Annotated in this window: 13 protein-coding genes and 1 pseudogene; 10 read left to right on the forward strand and 4 right to left on the reverse strand. The window is 66.4% G+C overall.

What is annotated here, in order from left to right; translation table 11 throughout:
* Positions 1 to 130: 130 nt before the first annotated feature.
* Both CXZ05_RS22035 and CXZ05_RS22040 read right to left on the reverse strand, forming a co-directional pair.
* The gene (locus CXZ05_RS22035) at positions 131 to 1258 is read right to left on the reverse strand and encodes a D-TA family PLP-dependent enzyme (protein WP_102974587.1); all 1128 of its coding nucleotides are present in this window, start codon (positions 1256 to 1258) and stop codon (positions 131 to 133) included.
* A complete protein-coding gene (locus tag CXZ05_RS22040; protein ID WP_102974588.1) occupies positions 1255 to 1851 on the reverse strand; it encodes a TetR/AcrR family transcriptional regulator in 597 nt (198 codons plus the stop codon). The genes CXZ05_RS22035 and CXZ05_RS22040 overlap by 4 nt, the downstream gene beginning before the upstream one ends.
* A 120-nt stretch (positions 1852 to 1971) precedes the next feature.
* Between CXZ05_RS22040 and CXZ05_RS22045 the strand changes: the two genes are divergently transcribed.
* From CXZ05_RS22045 to CXZ05_RS22055, 3 genes are all read left to right on the forward strand, one after another.
* Positions 1972 to 3954, forward strand: coding sequence for a primary-amine oxidase (locus CXZ05_RS22045; protein ID WP_102974589.1), 1983 nt, complete (start codon positions 1972 to 1974; stop codon positions 3952 to 3954).
* A 9-nt stretch (positions 3955 to 3963) separates the two neighbouring features.
* Entirely contained in the window at positions 3964 to 4395 is a 432-nt protein-coding gene (locus CXZ05_RS22050; protein WP_102974590.1) for a hypothetical protein, read from the forward strand.
* A gap of 71 nt (positions 4396 to 4466) precedes the next feature.
* Positions 4467 to 5420, forward strand: coding sequence for an Lrp/AsnC family transcriptional regulator (locus tag CXZ05_RS22055; RefSeq protein WP_102974591.1), 954 nt, complete (start codon positions 4467 to 4469; stop codon positions 5418 to 5420).
* On the opposite strand, the gene CXZ05_RS22060 is transcribed toward CXZ05_RS22055, so the two are convergent.
* A complete protein-coding gene (locus CXZ05_RS22060; protein ID WP_102974592.1) occupies positions 5404 to 6837 on the reverse strand; it encodes an amidase family protein in 1434 nt (477 codons plus the stop codon). The two genes, CXZ05_RS22055 and CXZ05_RS22060, sit on opposite strands and share 17 nt — an antisense overlap.
* Before the next feature lie 283 nt (positions 6838 to 7120).
* Here CXZ05_RS22060 and CXZ05_RS22065 point away from each other — a divergent pair, with 283 nt between their 5' ends.
* Entirely contained in the window at positions 7121 to 7855 is a 735-nt protein-coding gene (locus CXZ05_RS22065) for a DUF5058 family protein (protein WP_102974593.1), read from the forward strand.
* 78 nt (positions 7856 to 7933) lie between these two features.
* Entirely contained in the window at positions 7934 to 8677 is a 744-nt protein-coding gene (locus CXZ05_RS22070) for a hypothetical protein (protein WP_102974594.1), read from the forward strand.
* Positions 8678 to 8746: 69 nt separating this feature from the next.
* Here the strand turns inward: CXZ05_RS22070 and CXZ05_RS22075 are convergent, their stop codons facing one another.
* Positions 8747 to 9298 carry a flavin reductase family protein gene (locus tag CXZ05_RS22075; protein ID WP_102974601.1) on the reverse strand — a complete coding sequence of 184 codons (552 nt, stop codon included), beginning with the start codon at positions 9296 to 9298 and terminating at the stop codon, positions 8747 to 8749.
* A gap of 260 nt (positions 9299 to 9558) precedes the next feature.
* Here CXZ05_RS22075 and pstS point away from each other — a divergent pair, with 260 nt between their 5' ends.
* From pstS to CXZ05_RS22100, 5 genes and pseudogenes are all read left to right on the forward strand, one after another.
* The gene (pstS, locus tag CXZ05_RS22080; protein ID WP_102974595.1) at positions 9559 to 10680 is read left to right on the forward strand and encodes a phosphate ABC transporter substrate-binding protein PstS; all 1122 of its coding nucleotides are present in this window, start codon (positions 9559 to 9561) and stop codon (positions 10678 to 10680) included.
* Positions 10681 to 10804: 124 nt separating this feature from the next.
* On the forward strand, positions 10805 to 11737 hold the full coding sequence (gene pstC, locus CXZ05_RS22085; protein WP_102974596.1) for a phosphate ABC transporter permease subunit PstC: 933 nt from the start codon (positions 10805 to 10807) through the stop codon (positions 11735 to 11737).
* A complete protein-coding gene (pstA, locus tag CXZ05_RS22090; protein ID WP_102974597.1) occupies positions 11738 to 12847 on the forward strand; it encodes a phosphate ABC transporter permease PstA in 1110 nt (369 codons plus the stop codon).
* Between the two features lie 98 nt (positions 12848 to 12945).
* Positions 12946 to 13725 (forward strand): phosphate ABC transporter ATP-binding protein PstB, encoded by a 780-nt coding sequence (gene pstB, locus CXZ05_RS22095; RefSeq protein ID WP_102974598.1) that lies wholly within the window; start codon positions 12946 to 12948, stop codon positions 13723 to 13725.
* Positions 13726 to 14029: 304 nt separating this feature from the next.
* Positions 14030 to 14515: pseudogene (locus CXZ05_RS22100) on the forward strand (transposase); the annotation flags it as partial.

Here is a 14515-nt window from a genome sequence, read left to right on the forward strand (position 1 = left end):
GTCTATTGGCGGGTCCCCAACACTGTGTCCTGGAACACAGTCACTTCAGGTTAGCGGCGAAATTCTGCTCTGTCATCTTTTTTCAACAATTGGCGAAAAAAGATTGCGTGAACAGGGGCGGTCAGGCCGCCTACCTGTTCTTGCCCCGGGCTGCCACCACCCAGCGGTCTACGAGCGCGCCGCCGCGGACCACTGCGACGTCGTCCACCAGGTTCATTGCGAGGCACACGTGGTTGGGGATAACGCGCAGCCGGTGTCCGATGGCGGGCGCAGTCCCGGGATCGGGCCACTCCACAGTTGCGTGGTGCTCCGACAGTGCGGTGATCCGGGCATTGGGGTGGTCCATCAGCCGTCCGAAGCCGCTTGCCCACGCGGGCCGGTCGCTGCCCAGAACCTTGCTGCCGGCGTCGATGATGAAACGTGCCGGTCCGTCCCGGAGGGTTACATGGCGGCTGACGACCGTGGCAGCCACTGTCAGGGCGATGTCCTCGGCGGCGCACCGCCCCAGCTCCAGCTGCTGGGCGTCGCCAAAGACGTAGACGCCAGGGCGCACCTCAGTGGCGGCCGAATCCCCGGTCAGCATGGCCGTCGGGGTGGAGCCGCCGCTGCGGCAGGTGACGTCAAATCCTGCCGCCGCCAGAACCTCGGCCGCCCGGTTCAGGGACAGCTCTTCCTGCCTGGCCGCCTCGACCGGCATGCCCGGTGCGTAGCTGTGTCCCGGGAAGGTGAACACTCCCGCGACTTTCAGCCCCGCTCGCGCCGCTGCTTCGGCGACCGGTGCGACGGATTCCGGGTGTACGCCGCTCCGATGGTGGCCGCTGTCGACTTCCACAAAGGCGCTGATGCTCCCTGCGGCATTGCCCAGGCCGGATCCCAGCGCTGTTGCTCCCTCCGCGGAGTCGATGCCGACCGCGATCTGGGCAGTTTGCGCCAGGCGCCGAAGCCGCTCGGCCTTCTGCGGTGAAAGCCAGAGGGGGTAAGCGATGAAGAGGTTGCCGACTCCTGCAGCCGCGAACACTTCAGCTTCGCCGATGGTGGCCACTGTCAGTCCGGAGGCTCCGGCTGCGATCTGGCGGGCGGCGATTTCGGCAATCTTGTGGGTTTTGGCATGCGGGCGCAGGCTCAGGCCCCGCGCCCGGACGGCTGATGCCATCCGCTCGATGTTCCGGTCGAGAATGTCGACGTCGATCATGATTTCCGGAGTATCGATTTCGTGCGGGATGGTCACTGCCGGCGTCTCCGGGTTGTTCTCGCTCATTGCTGGCCCCTCAGCAGGGCAAGGAATCCCTCGAGCTGCCCGTCCAGGCCGAGCTCCGTCTCGCCCTCCGGCAACAGCGCGGCCGCGATCTGGGCGCCCAGCAGCATGTTGAGCAGTTGCCCGGCCAGACTGTCGTCGTCGACGGCGGTACTTACGTCGCCGCTGCCCCGGGCCTCCCCGAGATAGCGCCGAATGGCATCCCGCCACTGCTGCATCGAATCCCGGTGGATCTGCGCCTTGCCGGGGTCGTTGATGGCCTTCTGCCAGAAGGGGATGACGATCCGGGCTTCATTGATCCGTTCCTCATCGAGCGGGAGCACTTCAACGCAGAAGGCCCGCAGGGCCGCCAGCCCCGAAAGCCCCGCGGTGACCTCGGCGATGCGCTCGTTGGTCCGGTTGAAGACGTGGCCGAAGGCGAAGGTCAGCAGCGTGTCCTTGGTGGGAAAGTACGGCTTGAGGGCGCCGTTGGCGAAGCCCGCCTCCGTGGCGATTTCCCGCATCGTGGCGCTTTCGATGCCCATCCGGGCGATGATCCGCCAGGTCGCATCCACCAGTTCCAGGCGGCGCTCGTCGTGGTCAACAATCTTTGGCACGCGGCCGCTCCCCAGTAAATATTTTCGCCCAGACTCTTGTGAGCCATCTTACGTTCGCTTATTCTCTACAAGTATAGAAAATAAAAATCCGACCCGCCAGGGTCCCGGACAAAGGCCGCTATGACGCTCTCCATCACAGAAACAGCCAGCCCGTCCCGCCTTGCCTCAGCCGCGGAAATCAGCGAGGTGCAGGGCATTCTTCGCTCTGGGGGTCTCCTTGGTCCGGAGAAGCGCATCGCCTACCTGGGCCTCCTTGACCCTGCCCGGGGCGCCGGCAGTGAGGCGGAAGACCGGCGGTTCCGGGTCTTCATCCACGATGTTTCGGGCGGCCGTCCTCAGGACGTCACTGTCTCGGTCACCAGCGGCACGGTGATCTCCGCCGTCGAACTCGACACCGGGGCCACCGGCGAACTGCCGGTCCTGGAAGAGGAGTTCGAGGTGGTGGAGCAGCTGCTGGCCACTGACGGGCGGTGGCTGAAGGCCCTTGCCGCCCGGAACCTGGACGTCAGCAAGGTGCGCGTTGCACCGCTGTCCGCCGGCGTCTTCGAGTACGCGGAGGAGAAGGGCCGCCGGATCCTCCGCGGGCTCGCCTTCGTGCAGGAGTTTCCGGAGGACAGCGCCTGGGCCCACCCGGTTGACGGGCTGGTGGCCTACGTGGACGTGGTCAGCAAGGAAGTCACCCAAGTGATCGACACCGGCGTGTTCCCCATCCCGGCAGAGCACGGCAACTACACCGATCCCGAGCTCACGGGCCCGCTCCGCACCACCCAGAAGCCCATCAGCATCACCCAGCCCGAAGGCCCCAGCTTCACGGTGACCGGCGGCAACCACATCGAGTGGGAGAAATGGAGCCTGGACGTTGGATTCGACGTCCGCGAGGGCGTGGTGCTGCACAACATCGCCTTCCGGGACGGGGACCGCCTCCGGCCCATCATCAACCGCGCGTCGATCGCCGAGATGGTGGTCCCGTACGGTGATCCGTCCCCGATCAGGTCCTGGCAGAACTACTTCGACACGGGGGAGTACCTCGTGGGCCAGTTCGCCAACTCCCTCGAACTGGGCTGCGACTGCCTCGGCGACATCACCTACCTCAGCCCGGTCATCAGCGACGCCTTCGGCAACCCCCGCGAGATCCGCAACGGCATCTGCATGCACGAGGAGGACTGGGGCATCCTGGCCAAGCACAGCGACCTCTGGTCCGGCATCAACTACACCCGCCGGAACCGCCGCATGGTGATCTCCTTCTTCACCACCATCGGCAACTACGACTACGGCTTCTACTGGTACCTCTACCTCGACGGCACCATCGAATTCGAAGCCAAAGCCACCGGCGTCGTCTTCACGTCAGCGTTCCCGGAAGGCGGCTCGGACAACATCTCCCAGCTGGCACCGGGGCTCGGTGCCCCGTTCCACCAGCACATCTTCAGCGCCCGCCTGGACATGGCCATCGACGGCTTCACCAACAGGGTGGAGGAAGAGGATGTGGTCCGCCAGGCCATGGGCCCGGGCAACGAGCGCGGCAACGCGTTCTCCCGGAAGCGCACCGTGCTGACCCGCGAGTCCGAAGCTGTCCGCGAGGGTGACGCCCGGACCGGCCGGACGTGGATCATCTCCAACCCGGACTCGCGCAACCGCCTGGGCGAGCCGGTGGGCTACAAGCTGCACTCCCACAACCAGCCCACGCTGATGGCAGACCCCGAGTCCTCCATTGCCCGGCGGGCCGCCTTTGCAACCAAGGACCTGTGGGTCACCCGCTACGCCGAGGACGAGCGCTACCCGACCGGCGACTTCGTCAACCAGCACTCCGGCGGCGCGGGCCTGCCCTCCTACATCGCCCAGGACCGCGACATCGATGGCCAGGACATCGTCGTGTGGCACACCTTCGGCCTGACCCACTTCCCGCGCGTGGAGGACTGGCCCATCATGCCGGTGGACACCGTCGGGTTCAAGCTTCGCCCCGAAGGCTTCTTCGACCGCAGCCCTGTCCTGGACGTCCCGGCCAACTCCAGCCAGACCGGCTCCCACTGCCACGCTGCCGCCGAGCAGGCTTCCCCTGTACAGGTTTCAGGCGACGGTGCATCCGGCAGCCACTGCCACGGCTAGGTTCACGCCGTGACCGCACTGCAGCTGCACTCCCGAACGGTTTCGGCCGTCACCGCGGCGTCCTGCGTGGTGCACCTGTGGCTTGTGGCCGGAAACCACCACGGCCCGTGGCTGAACGTCATGATGCTCGCGATGGTCGGGGTTTGCCTGCCGTGCGCCGTGCACCTGTGGCGCGGCGGCCGGGAGAGTGCCCTGCGCCAGGTGATGGGCTGCGCCCTGGCCATGACTGCATTGCACGCCGTCCTGCTGCTGGGCGCTCCCGGCCTTTCCGGGAGTGGCTCGCTGGGCCACTCCCATTCCGGAGCGGCGGCGTCTGGTGCTGCTGGGACCGAAGGCCTGCTGGCCATCGTCGTCCTGGAAATTACGACGGCGTTCCTTGCCGCGACGCTGCTCGCCCGCCTTCGCTCCGTCCCCCGGGCTGCAGCCGTCAGAGCTCCATGAGCGGGGAGCCGCACGTTCCATGCTGAAATGGAGCCCTACCGGAAGGCCAGTTTGCGGACGATGGAGTGCGGATGATCCTGCTCGATTCACTGGAGCGCCAGATTGTGGCTGCGTTGCAGCTGGATCCCCGCTGCCCCTGGCGCAAAATGGCCGCCGTCCTCGGTGAGGCGGAGCGCACCGTTGCCCGCCGCGGGGCACAGCTCCTGGAATCCGGCGCCGTCGCCATCGCGGCCGTGCGGCCGCATCCGGCGTCGATGCTCGTGGAAATGCGCTGCACTCCGGGCACGGCACGTGCTGCTGCGCAATCCCTCGCGCAGCGCTCCGACACCACGTTCGTTTATACGGTCACCGGCAGTGGCGACTGCGTGGCCGAGATCCTGACGGACCCGGACCGGATGGGGGATATCCTCTCCGACGAACTGCCGTCCACAATCGGGCTGCGGCACTCCGTGAGCTATCCGGTGCTGCGGTACTTCCGGACCATCCAGGGTTGGCGGCCGGAGATGCTCACGGCGGAACAGGCCGATGCCCTGCGCTCGCCGGTTGCTGCGGACGTGGGCGTATTCGCAGTCCGGCAAACGCTGAACCGCCAGGATACCGAGCTCGTGGAAGCTCTCTGTGCGGACGGGCGGATCAGTTTCGAAGCGCTGGCCCGGCGCGTCGGGGTCTCGGAAGCTACAGCCCGTCGGCGTTGCGAATGGCTGCTCGCCAACAACCAGGTCCAGCCGCGCGTGGTGGTGGAACCGGCCGCGTTGGGGCTCGCCGTCGAGGCACTGCTGTGGATCAGGGCCGCGCCGCACCAGGTGGAGCAGTTGGGCAAGAGCCTGGCCGAGCTGCCCGCCGTGCGCTATGCAGCAGCGCTTGCCGGTGGCTACCAGATCGTGGCCGACGTGACCGTGCCCGATCTGCCGTCCCTTTACCGCCTGATCACGGCCTCCGACTGGGCGGCGCAGGCCGCCGGGGTGGACGTGTCCGTGCTGCTGGATGCGCGCAAACGTGGCGGGCGTGTCATGCGGGCTCGCTGAGGCATGTCAGGTCCGGCGCAACCGCAGCGTACCGGGTCTGCTGCTCGAACGCCCTCGCCCAGCGCAGCAGCTGCACGTCGGTGTAGTGATTGGAGGCCAGTTGCAGCCCGATGGGCAGGCCGGAGCCGCTGAACCCGGCGGGCAGGCCCAGCACGGGCAGACCGGTGGCGGACAGCAGACAGGCCGACCGCATCCAGTCCAGATAGGTTTCGGAAGGGACACCGGCTACCTCCTGCGGGTAGCGCAGGGACGCATCGAACGGCAGCACCTGCGCGCACGGGCTCGCAAAGATGTCGTAGCGCCTGAAGAAGCCTTGGACGCTGTATTCAAGCCGGGTACGGGCGGCGTTGGTGGCCATCATGTCCTCAGCGGTGAGGGCTTGGCCCTTGCCGACGTTCCACCGCACCTCCGGCTTGATGAGATCGCCTGATTGGGCGACCAGCCCGCCCAGGCCGGCCGCGAAATCCAATGCGCGGGTGTTGCCGAACACCAGATCCGCCTCGCTGAAATCCGGGCACGCCTCCTCCACCACTGCTCCCAGTTCCTCAAACACGGCGAGCTGGCGTTCCAGGTGGTCAGTGATTTCCGGTTCCACCGGAACACCGATACCAAAGTCCCGTGACCAGCCGATCCGAACCCCGCGCATGTCGGTCTCAAGCCCGGCCCTGAATTCGGCCGGATCAACCACCTGCGGGTGGGGCACGCGCGGATCCCGTCCGGCGGTGACGGACATGAACAGTGCGATGTCCTCCACAGTGCGCGCCATCGGGCCGGTCCGCCCCAGCCAGGACCAGGCGTTGATATCGGACGGCATCGGAATGACGGCCTGGGACGGCCGGAATCCGACGATGTTGCAGAAGGACGCGGGGATCCGCAGCGAGCCGCCCATGTCGCTGCCGTCACCCATTGGCTGCACGCGCGAACCCACGACGGCGGCGACCCCACCGCTGCTTCCGCCGGCGCTGAGGGCCGGCGCATATGGATTAGTGGTGGTACCGAAGAGGTCGTTGAACGTGTGGGAGCCTGCCCCGAACTCGGGAACGTTCGTCTTTCCCGTGCTGACCACGCCGGCAGCCTTGAGCCGGGCGATGATCAGGTCATCCTCGACCGGCACGAAGTCTTTCAACACCACCGAGCCCTGGGTGGTGCGCATGCCCGCGGTGTTATTGGTGTCCTTGTGCGTCAGGGGGAGGCCGTGCAGGGGCGGCAGTTCGGCGCCGGAGGCCGTGAGCTCGTCGGCACGCGCTGCCAGCTTCGCGGCGCCCTCGGCGTCGAGGGTCACCACTGCGTTGAGCCTTGGATTTACCTCGGCAATGCGTTCGAGATGGCAGTCGAGGGCCTCCCGGGCCGAGATTTCCCTGTTCCTGATGGCGGCGGTGAGCTCGACGGCGGACAGTTCGCTGATGGCGTCAGACATGGGTGCTCCTTCGGGCGGCTGTTGTAGTCAGGGGTTGTACTTCCCTGAAGTGTGGAGTACCCGAAGCGGGAGCGGAAGGCATCCGCGGATCAAACCGCAGTACGACTGATCCGGCCAGAATTGTGGCCGATTCCGCCATCCCTTGCCGTCCGGAACCAGCGTCCCGGACAGTATTCCTAACCTGCTGGCCGATCCGGTCGGAGGTCACGATTCCGCGGCGCAGCGGTCCTGCCCGCGGCATCAGCATCACCGGCCCCCAGCGGGCCCTAACCAGGAGGCTCCCATGCACACACCGATGGCCCCCAACGGCTCCGCGGACATTCTTGCAATCGCCAACGCCCCCGTCCTCTGGCTCTGTGTTGCCGGCGTCTTCGGCGTCATCGTGGTCCAGTCGCTGATCTTCCTCCGTGCCGTGCGCCGGGCAGCCCCCTCGGTGCAGATGACACCAGGGGACATTAGGACGTCGTTCCGGTCCGGGGCCGTCTCCGCGATCGGCCCTTCACTCGCCGTCGCACTGGTGGCGATCGCGCTGCTGGCACTCTTCGGTGCGCCCGCCGTGCTGTCCAGGATCGGATTGATCGGTTCCGCAGCCTACGACGTCTCGGCTGCAGGCATCGCGGCCGGCACCCTCGGAGCCAAGCTGGGCGACGAAAGCTACACCCAAAGCGTCTTTGCGGTGGCCTTCTTTGCCATGAGCATTGGCGGAGCAATGTGGATGATCGCCACGCTGATCCTCACCCCGCTGCTCCGCCGCGGCGACGCAAAGGTCCGCGCGATCAACCCGGCGGCCATGGCCGTCGTCCCCGCAGCCGCCCTCATAGGAGCCTTCGCGTGCCTGGGCTTCACCGAGCTGCCAAAATCCGGCACCCACGTGGTCACCTTCGCGGTCTCAGCCGCCGTGATGGCACTTTCCCTGCTGCTGGCCAAGACGCTCGGCAAGAGCTGGCTCCGGGAGTGGGGCCTGGGCATGTCGATCGTCGCCGCCCTTGGCGCCGCACTTCTCGCGTCCGGCAGCTGACCGTCGCACCAGCCACTGCCCGAACCGGACCGGCCCGCACCCACCCCGAACCAGACATAACAGGACAGGAAACCAGGTATGACAGCCACTAGCACCGCACCAGCCGCCACGGACCAAGCCATGGCCGAGTTTGACCGCACCACCTCGCGCTGGGGAAGGGCAACGATGATCGCCGGCCTGCTGGTCTCCCTCGCCGGCCCCCTGTACCTCGTCTTCGCCGGTGGGCTGGACATCGCGCCGGCGCAGCTCTGGATCGCCTTCGCCGCCGTCGCCGCCACGTTCGGGATCATCTGGATCGTCGAGCCGCTGACGTATTACCCCATCCTCGGTCCGGCCGCCATGTACCAGGCCTTCATGATCGGCAACATCTCCAACAAGCTCCTGCCCGCCGCCCTGATCGCGCAGACCAACATCGGTGCCAAGCCCGGAACCCGCCGCGGGCAGTTGGCATCTGTCGTGGCCATCTGTGGTGCGGCCGCGGTCCACCTGGCCTCACTGGCCGTCTTCGTGGGGCTGCTGGGAAGCTGGCTCATCAGCGTCATCCCGCCTGCCGCCATGAATGTCACCCGGCTGTACGTCCTGCCCGCGGTCCTCGGCGCCGTGCTGGTCCAGGCCATCGTCTCCATGAAGCAGCCGCGGACCACCGTCATCGCCCTGGCCGTGGCGGCCGCCGTCGTCTTTCTTGTCCTGCCCGCGGTTCCGGGACTGGCGATGGTCTCCACCGCCATCGCTGTGCTGGGGACGGTGCTGCTGGCGTGGTTCTTCCGGAGCCGGCAGCCTGCTTCCGAAGCCCGGCCGGCACAGCCGGTCCACCTCGAGTAGCAGGTCCACCCAAGTGCGTCCGTCCGGTATTTCCGGCCGGGCGCACCCTGCTTTAAGCCGCCGGCCCCGCTACGGTGCCAGTCGGCGGAACTCCGAGCCGAAATGCACCAGCGGGTCCGGAGCCTCGGAGGGTTCCGCCCCACTACCCATGGCCACCACCTCGCCCACAACAAGCAGGTGGGTGGCAGCTGAATGGACCGAAACGGTGCGCAGCTCGAAATAGGCGAGGCAGTCATCGATGATGGCCGATCCTGTGGCCGGCCCGCGCCGGAAAGGCACCTGCGCGAGCAGTCCGTGCAGGGGCGTCCCCGGACTCGCCAGCCACGTCGCCGTGCCCTGGTGCTTGCCGGACAGCACGCTCAGGGCCCAGGTGCCCGCTTCCTCCACCGCTTCGCCAATGCGGGATTCCGCGTACAAGCTGACCAGCATGGTGGGCGGGTCGTAGGAAACCGAGAGGAAGCCGCTGACCGTGGCGGCGTAGTCCCTGCTCCGCAGCCGCGTGGAAACTACGCCGACGCTGGCGGTGATGTCCGAACTCAGCCTGCGGTACAGGTCCACGTCGGAATCCGACGGCGGCCCCTCGCCCAACAGCCGCGCGTCCAGCGGCCCTGAAGTTTCCATGATGCCCATCGTGCCACGTGGGGCCGATGTTATCCCTGTTGACAATGTGGCGGGTCCACTACGGCTGTGCCGCAGCTAACGCAATGGCAACCCAGTATCTGTAAGCCAATGGCCCGCCGTCGTTAACCCTGCGTTCACCTCTGACCCCAAAACTTGTTACCTGCGGCCCATACCTTCATTGAAGGTACAAAAAGTACGCATCGCACGTTCGGACGTCTCCGGTCCGCACCGCATCAGAAACCCTGGAAGGGGCACACCCAGTGAAGGCACTCCGCTTCGGCCGCCACGCGGCAATCGCTGTCATCACCGCTGGCGCACTCGCGCTCACCGCCTGCGGTTCAGACAACGCCACGAACACCGCACCGGCAGGCAGCGCCTCCGCCGCCGGCGCCAAGGTCACCGGCACCCTGACCGGCATCGGCTCCTCCGCGCAGGGCGCGGCCATGGACGTGTGGAAGACCAACTTCGCCTCCGCAAACCAGGGCGCCACCGTGCAGTACTCCCCGGACGGCTCCGGCGCCGGGCGCAAGGCCATCGTCGACGGTTCGGCGCAGTTCGCCGGGTCCGACGCCTACCTGAAGGACGAGGAACTGGCCGCGGCCAAGAAGGTGTGCGGCCCCGAGGGTGCCATCGAGATCCCCGTCTACATCTCGCCGATCGCCATTGCCTTCAATCTGCCGGACATCACCGAGCTGAAGCTGGACGCCCCCACCACGGCCAAAATCTTCCGTGGCGAGATCGCCAAGTGGAACGACCCCGCCATTGTGGCCCTGAACCCGGACGCCAAGCTCCCCGACCTTGCCGTCACCCCGGTGAGCCGCTCTGACGACTCCGGCACCACCAAGAACTTCACCGAGTACCTCTCCGCTGCGGCTCCCGATGTCTGGAAGGACAAGGCGGAGGGCATCTGGCCTGCATCGCTCAAGGGCGAGAACGCCAAGGGCACGTCCGGCGTCGTCAAGACCGTCACCGACACCCCGGGCGCCGTGGCCTACGCCGACGACTCCGCCGTTGGCGGCAAGCTGGGCATTGCCCAGATCAAGGTCGGTTCCGAGTTCGTCAAGATCTCCCCGGAAGCCGCCTCCAAGGCAGTCGACGCCGGCAAGCCTGTTGAAGGCCGCGCCGCGACCGATGGTGCCATCAAGCTTGACCGGACCACCACCGAGGCCGGCGCCTACCCGGTGGTCCTGGTTTCCTACCACCTCGTCTGCTCCACCTACGACAAGCAGGAAACCGTGGACCTGGTCAAGGCTTTCGAGACCTACGTAGTTTCCGAAGAGGGCCAGAAGGCTGCCGCTGAATCCGCCAAGTCGGCTCCGATCTCCGCCACCCTGGCGGAGAAGGCCGCCAAGGCCATCGAATCCATCAAGGTCAAGTCGTAACTACTGTCCTGTTCGCCGAGGTTCCCCGCCCAGCCGCCAGGCAGGGCGGGGAACTTAGCCGTGTAAAGCGCGGCTACAGCACGATCCACTTCCCTGACGCACCACCAACACCGAAGGGCCGGGTATGACCACCACCTCCCTGACCAGTTCCCGAGGCGCCGGCCGCGCCGGGGACAAAGTCTTCTCCGGAGCGGCCCTCGCGGCAGGCTGCCTCATCCTTGCCGTGCTGTTCGGCGTGGCACTCTTCCTCGTCATCCAGGCGATTCCCGCCTTCACCGCCCCCGCCGCGGACATCCAGGGCGGCGAGGGCTTCTTCGCCTACATCTGGCCGATCGTCATCGGCACCCTCATTGCCGCCATCATCGCCCTGGCCATCGCCACGCCGGTGTCCATCGGAGTGGCCCTCTTCATCTCGCACTTCGCCCCTCGCGGCCTCGCGTCCGGCCTCGGCTACGTCATTGACCTGCTCGCCGCGATCCCCTCCGTGGTTTACGGTGCCTGGGGCGCGGCCTTCCTGGCCCCCCAGATTTCGCCCGCGTACGGCTGGCTCGCCGCGAACATGGGCTGGCTGCCCATCTTCCAGGGACCAGCCTCCGCCACCGGCAAAACCATCCTGACCGCAGGCATCGTGCTGTCCGTCATGGTGATCCCCATCATTACGTCGCTGTCCCGCGAGATCTTCCTCCAGACCCCCAAGCTGCACGAGGAAGCAGCCCTCGCACTGGGCGCCACGCGCTGGGAGATGATCAAGATGTCGGTGCTGCCCTTCGCCCGACCGGGCATCATCAGCGCCGTCATGCTGGGCCTCGGCCGGGCCCTGGGCGAAACCATGGCCGTGGCGCTCGTGCTGTCCTCCGGCGCACTCACCGCCAGCCTGATCCAGTCCGGAAACCAGACCATCGCCGCCGAGATCGCACTGAACTTCCCCGAGGCCAGTGGCCTCAAGGTGAGCACCCTGATCGCCGCGGGCCTGGTCCTGTTCGTGATCACCCTCGCCGTCAACATGATCGCCCGGTGGATCATCAGCCGGCACAAAGAATTCTCGGGAGCCAACTAAATGACCTCCACCCCGACCCCGGTCCGCAAGCGGTCAGCCCTGACGAAGGGCCAGTTGCCCAAGTACGCCCCTTACGTGGTCCTGGGCGTCGCGCTGGTCCTCGGGGCTGCCATCCTTGCCCTGATCGGATTCAATGCCTTCGGCTGGGGAGTGGTCTCCGCCATCCTGTTCGCTGCAGGACTCGTCGGCTGGAGCGCCGCCGTTGAAGGGTCGCGCAAGGCCAAGGACAAGCTGGCCACCTGCCTGGTGGTGGGCGCCTTCCTGGTGGCATTGCTGCCGCTGATCTCCGTCATCTGGACCGTCATGGTCAACGGCATCCCGGGCCTGCTCAACCCTGGCTTCCTGGGAACGTCGATGAACGGCGTCACCGGCGTGTTCGACAACCGGGCGGCAGAAGGCACCGGGCCGGTCGTCGGCGGCATCTACCACGCCCTTATCGGCACACTGCAGATCACCCTGCTGGCCACCGTCATCTCAGTTCCGGTGGGCCTGCTGACGGCCATCTACCTCGTCGAGTACGGCAACGATCGGCCGCTGGCCCGCGCCATCACGTTCTTCGTGGACGTCATGACCGGCATCCCGTCCATCGTTGCCGGCCTCTTCGCTGCCGCGTTCTTCTTCGCCGTAGTGGGTCCCGGCACAAAAACCGGCGCCGTCGCCGCCGTCGCACTGTCCGTGCTGATGATCCCGGTAGTGGTCCGCTCCAGCGAGGAAATGCTGAAGATCGTGCCCAACGAGCTCCGCGAGGCAGCGTACGCCCTGGGCGTCCGCAAGTGGCGGACCATCCTCAAAGTGGTCATTCCGACGGCGATCTCCGGCATTGCGTCCGGCGTCACGCTGGCGATCGCCCGGGTCATCGGCGAGACCGCCCCCATCCTGGTGACCGCCGGGTTCGCCACGAGCATCAACAACAACGTGTTCGGCGGGTGGATGGCGTCACTGCCCACGTTCATCTACACGCAGATCCTGAACCCCACCTCGCCGTCCAACCCCGACCCGTCGTCGCAGCGGGCATGGGGTGCGGCCCTGGTCCTCATCATCTTGGTGATGCTGCTCAACCTCGGCGCCCGCCTGATTGCCCGGGTCTTCGCACCGAAGGCGGGCCGCTAGGCCGGACTGGCCATGCAGGACCGGCCATGCAGGATCCTATTTCGGCTCGAGAAGCCGGGATCTAGACTTCATTTCATACCAGCAAGTTAAGGAACATCATGTCCAAGCGCATCGACGTCAAAGACCTGAACGTGTACTACGGCAATTTCCTGGCCGTGGAAGACGTCAGCATCAACATCGAGGCCAAGTCCGTCACGGCTTTCATCGGCCCCTCGGGCTGCGGCAAGTCCACCTTCCTGCGCACGCTCAACCGCATGCACGAGGTGCTGCCCGGTGCCCGGGTCGAGGGTGAAGTCCTGCTCGACGGCGACAACCTGTACGGACCCGGCGTGGACCCGGTCACGGTGCGCTCCCAGATCGGCATGGTGTTCCAGCGGCCCAACCCGTTCCCGACGATGTCCATCCGGGACAACGTCCTGGCCGGCGTGAAACTGAACAACCAGAAGATCTCCAAAGGCGAGGCCGATGCCCTGGTGGAGCGCTCGCTCAGGGGCGCCAACCTCTGGAACGAGGTCAAGGACCGCCTGGAGAAGCCGGGCTCGGGGCTGTCCGGCGGCCAGCAGCAGCGTCTCTGCATCGCCCGTGCCATTGCCGTGGAGCCACAGGTGATCCTCATGGATGAGCCGTGTTCCGCCCTGGACCCGATCTCAACCCTGGCCGTTGAGGATCTCATCAACGAGCTCAAGGACCAGTACACCGTGGTGATCGTCACCCACAACATGCAGCAGGCGGCCCGCGTCTCGGACAAGACGGCGTTCTTCAACATCGCCGGCACCGGCAAGCCGGGCAAGCTCATCGAGTTCGCCGAAACCAGCACCATCTTCAACAACCCGAGCCAGAACGCCACCGAGGACTACGTCTCCGGCCGCTTCGGGTAATCCCGCCGGGCCACCTCTCAGTCCACGCGACAGCAACGCGGGGTCACTTATCGCCCTTCCGGAGCTCGCAGAATCATACGGTCGTTGCAACATCTGATTTCTGGAGGTTGCCATGCCGAGTGGTTATCGGGCGCCCGATGCGCTGAAGGATGAGTTCTTTTCACTGCTCCGGCAGGGGGTGTCGGTGAAGGAAGCCTCTGCCCGGGTCGGGGTGTGGCGCAGCAATACGCAGCGGTGGCTGGGTAAGACTGGCGGCATGCTGATGCGTATGGGTGTTGAGGGTGGCGTTGAGGCCGGCCCGGTGCCGGCTGTCCGGCCGGGATCCAACCGGCTTGATCTGGTGGACCGGGCGGTGATCATGATCCGGGTCCGCGAGGGGGCCAAGGTCGCAGCGATCGCCCGGGAGATCGGCAGGAACAGGTCGGTAGTGTGGCGGGAAATCCGCCGGAACCGGTGCGCTGACGGGACGTATCAGGCCGATGTGGCACAGATTCGTACCCATCAGCGTGCCCGGCGGCCCAAGGCTTTCAGGCTTCAGAATCCGGATCTGGCCAAATACGTCGAGGACGCTATGGATGATGGCTGGTCCCCGAAGCTGGTGTCCTTGGTTCTGGAGGAGACCTTCGGTCACGATGAGAGCATGCAGGTCAGCCACGAAACGATCTATCAGAGCCTCTATGTCCAGGGCCGAGGCGAGTTGCGTAAGGATCTTTACCGGTGCCTGAGCACCAGCCGGAGCAAACGGGTGCCCCGCGGTGAGCGGCCCCGCGGTGCTGCAGGCCAGCACTAC

This window comes from Arthrobacter sp. AFG20 (genome assembly GCF_002892795.1).
Taxonomy (GTDB): Bacteria; Actinomycetota; Actinomycetes; order Actinomycetales; family Micrococcaceae; genus Arthrobacter.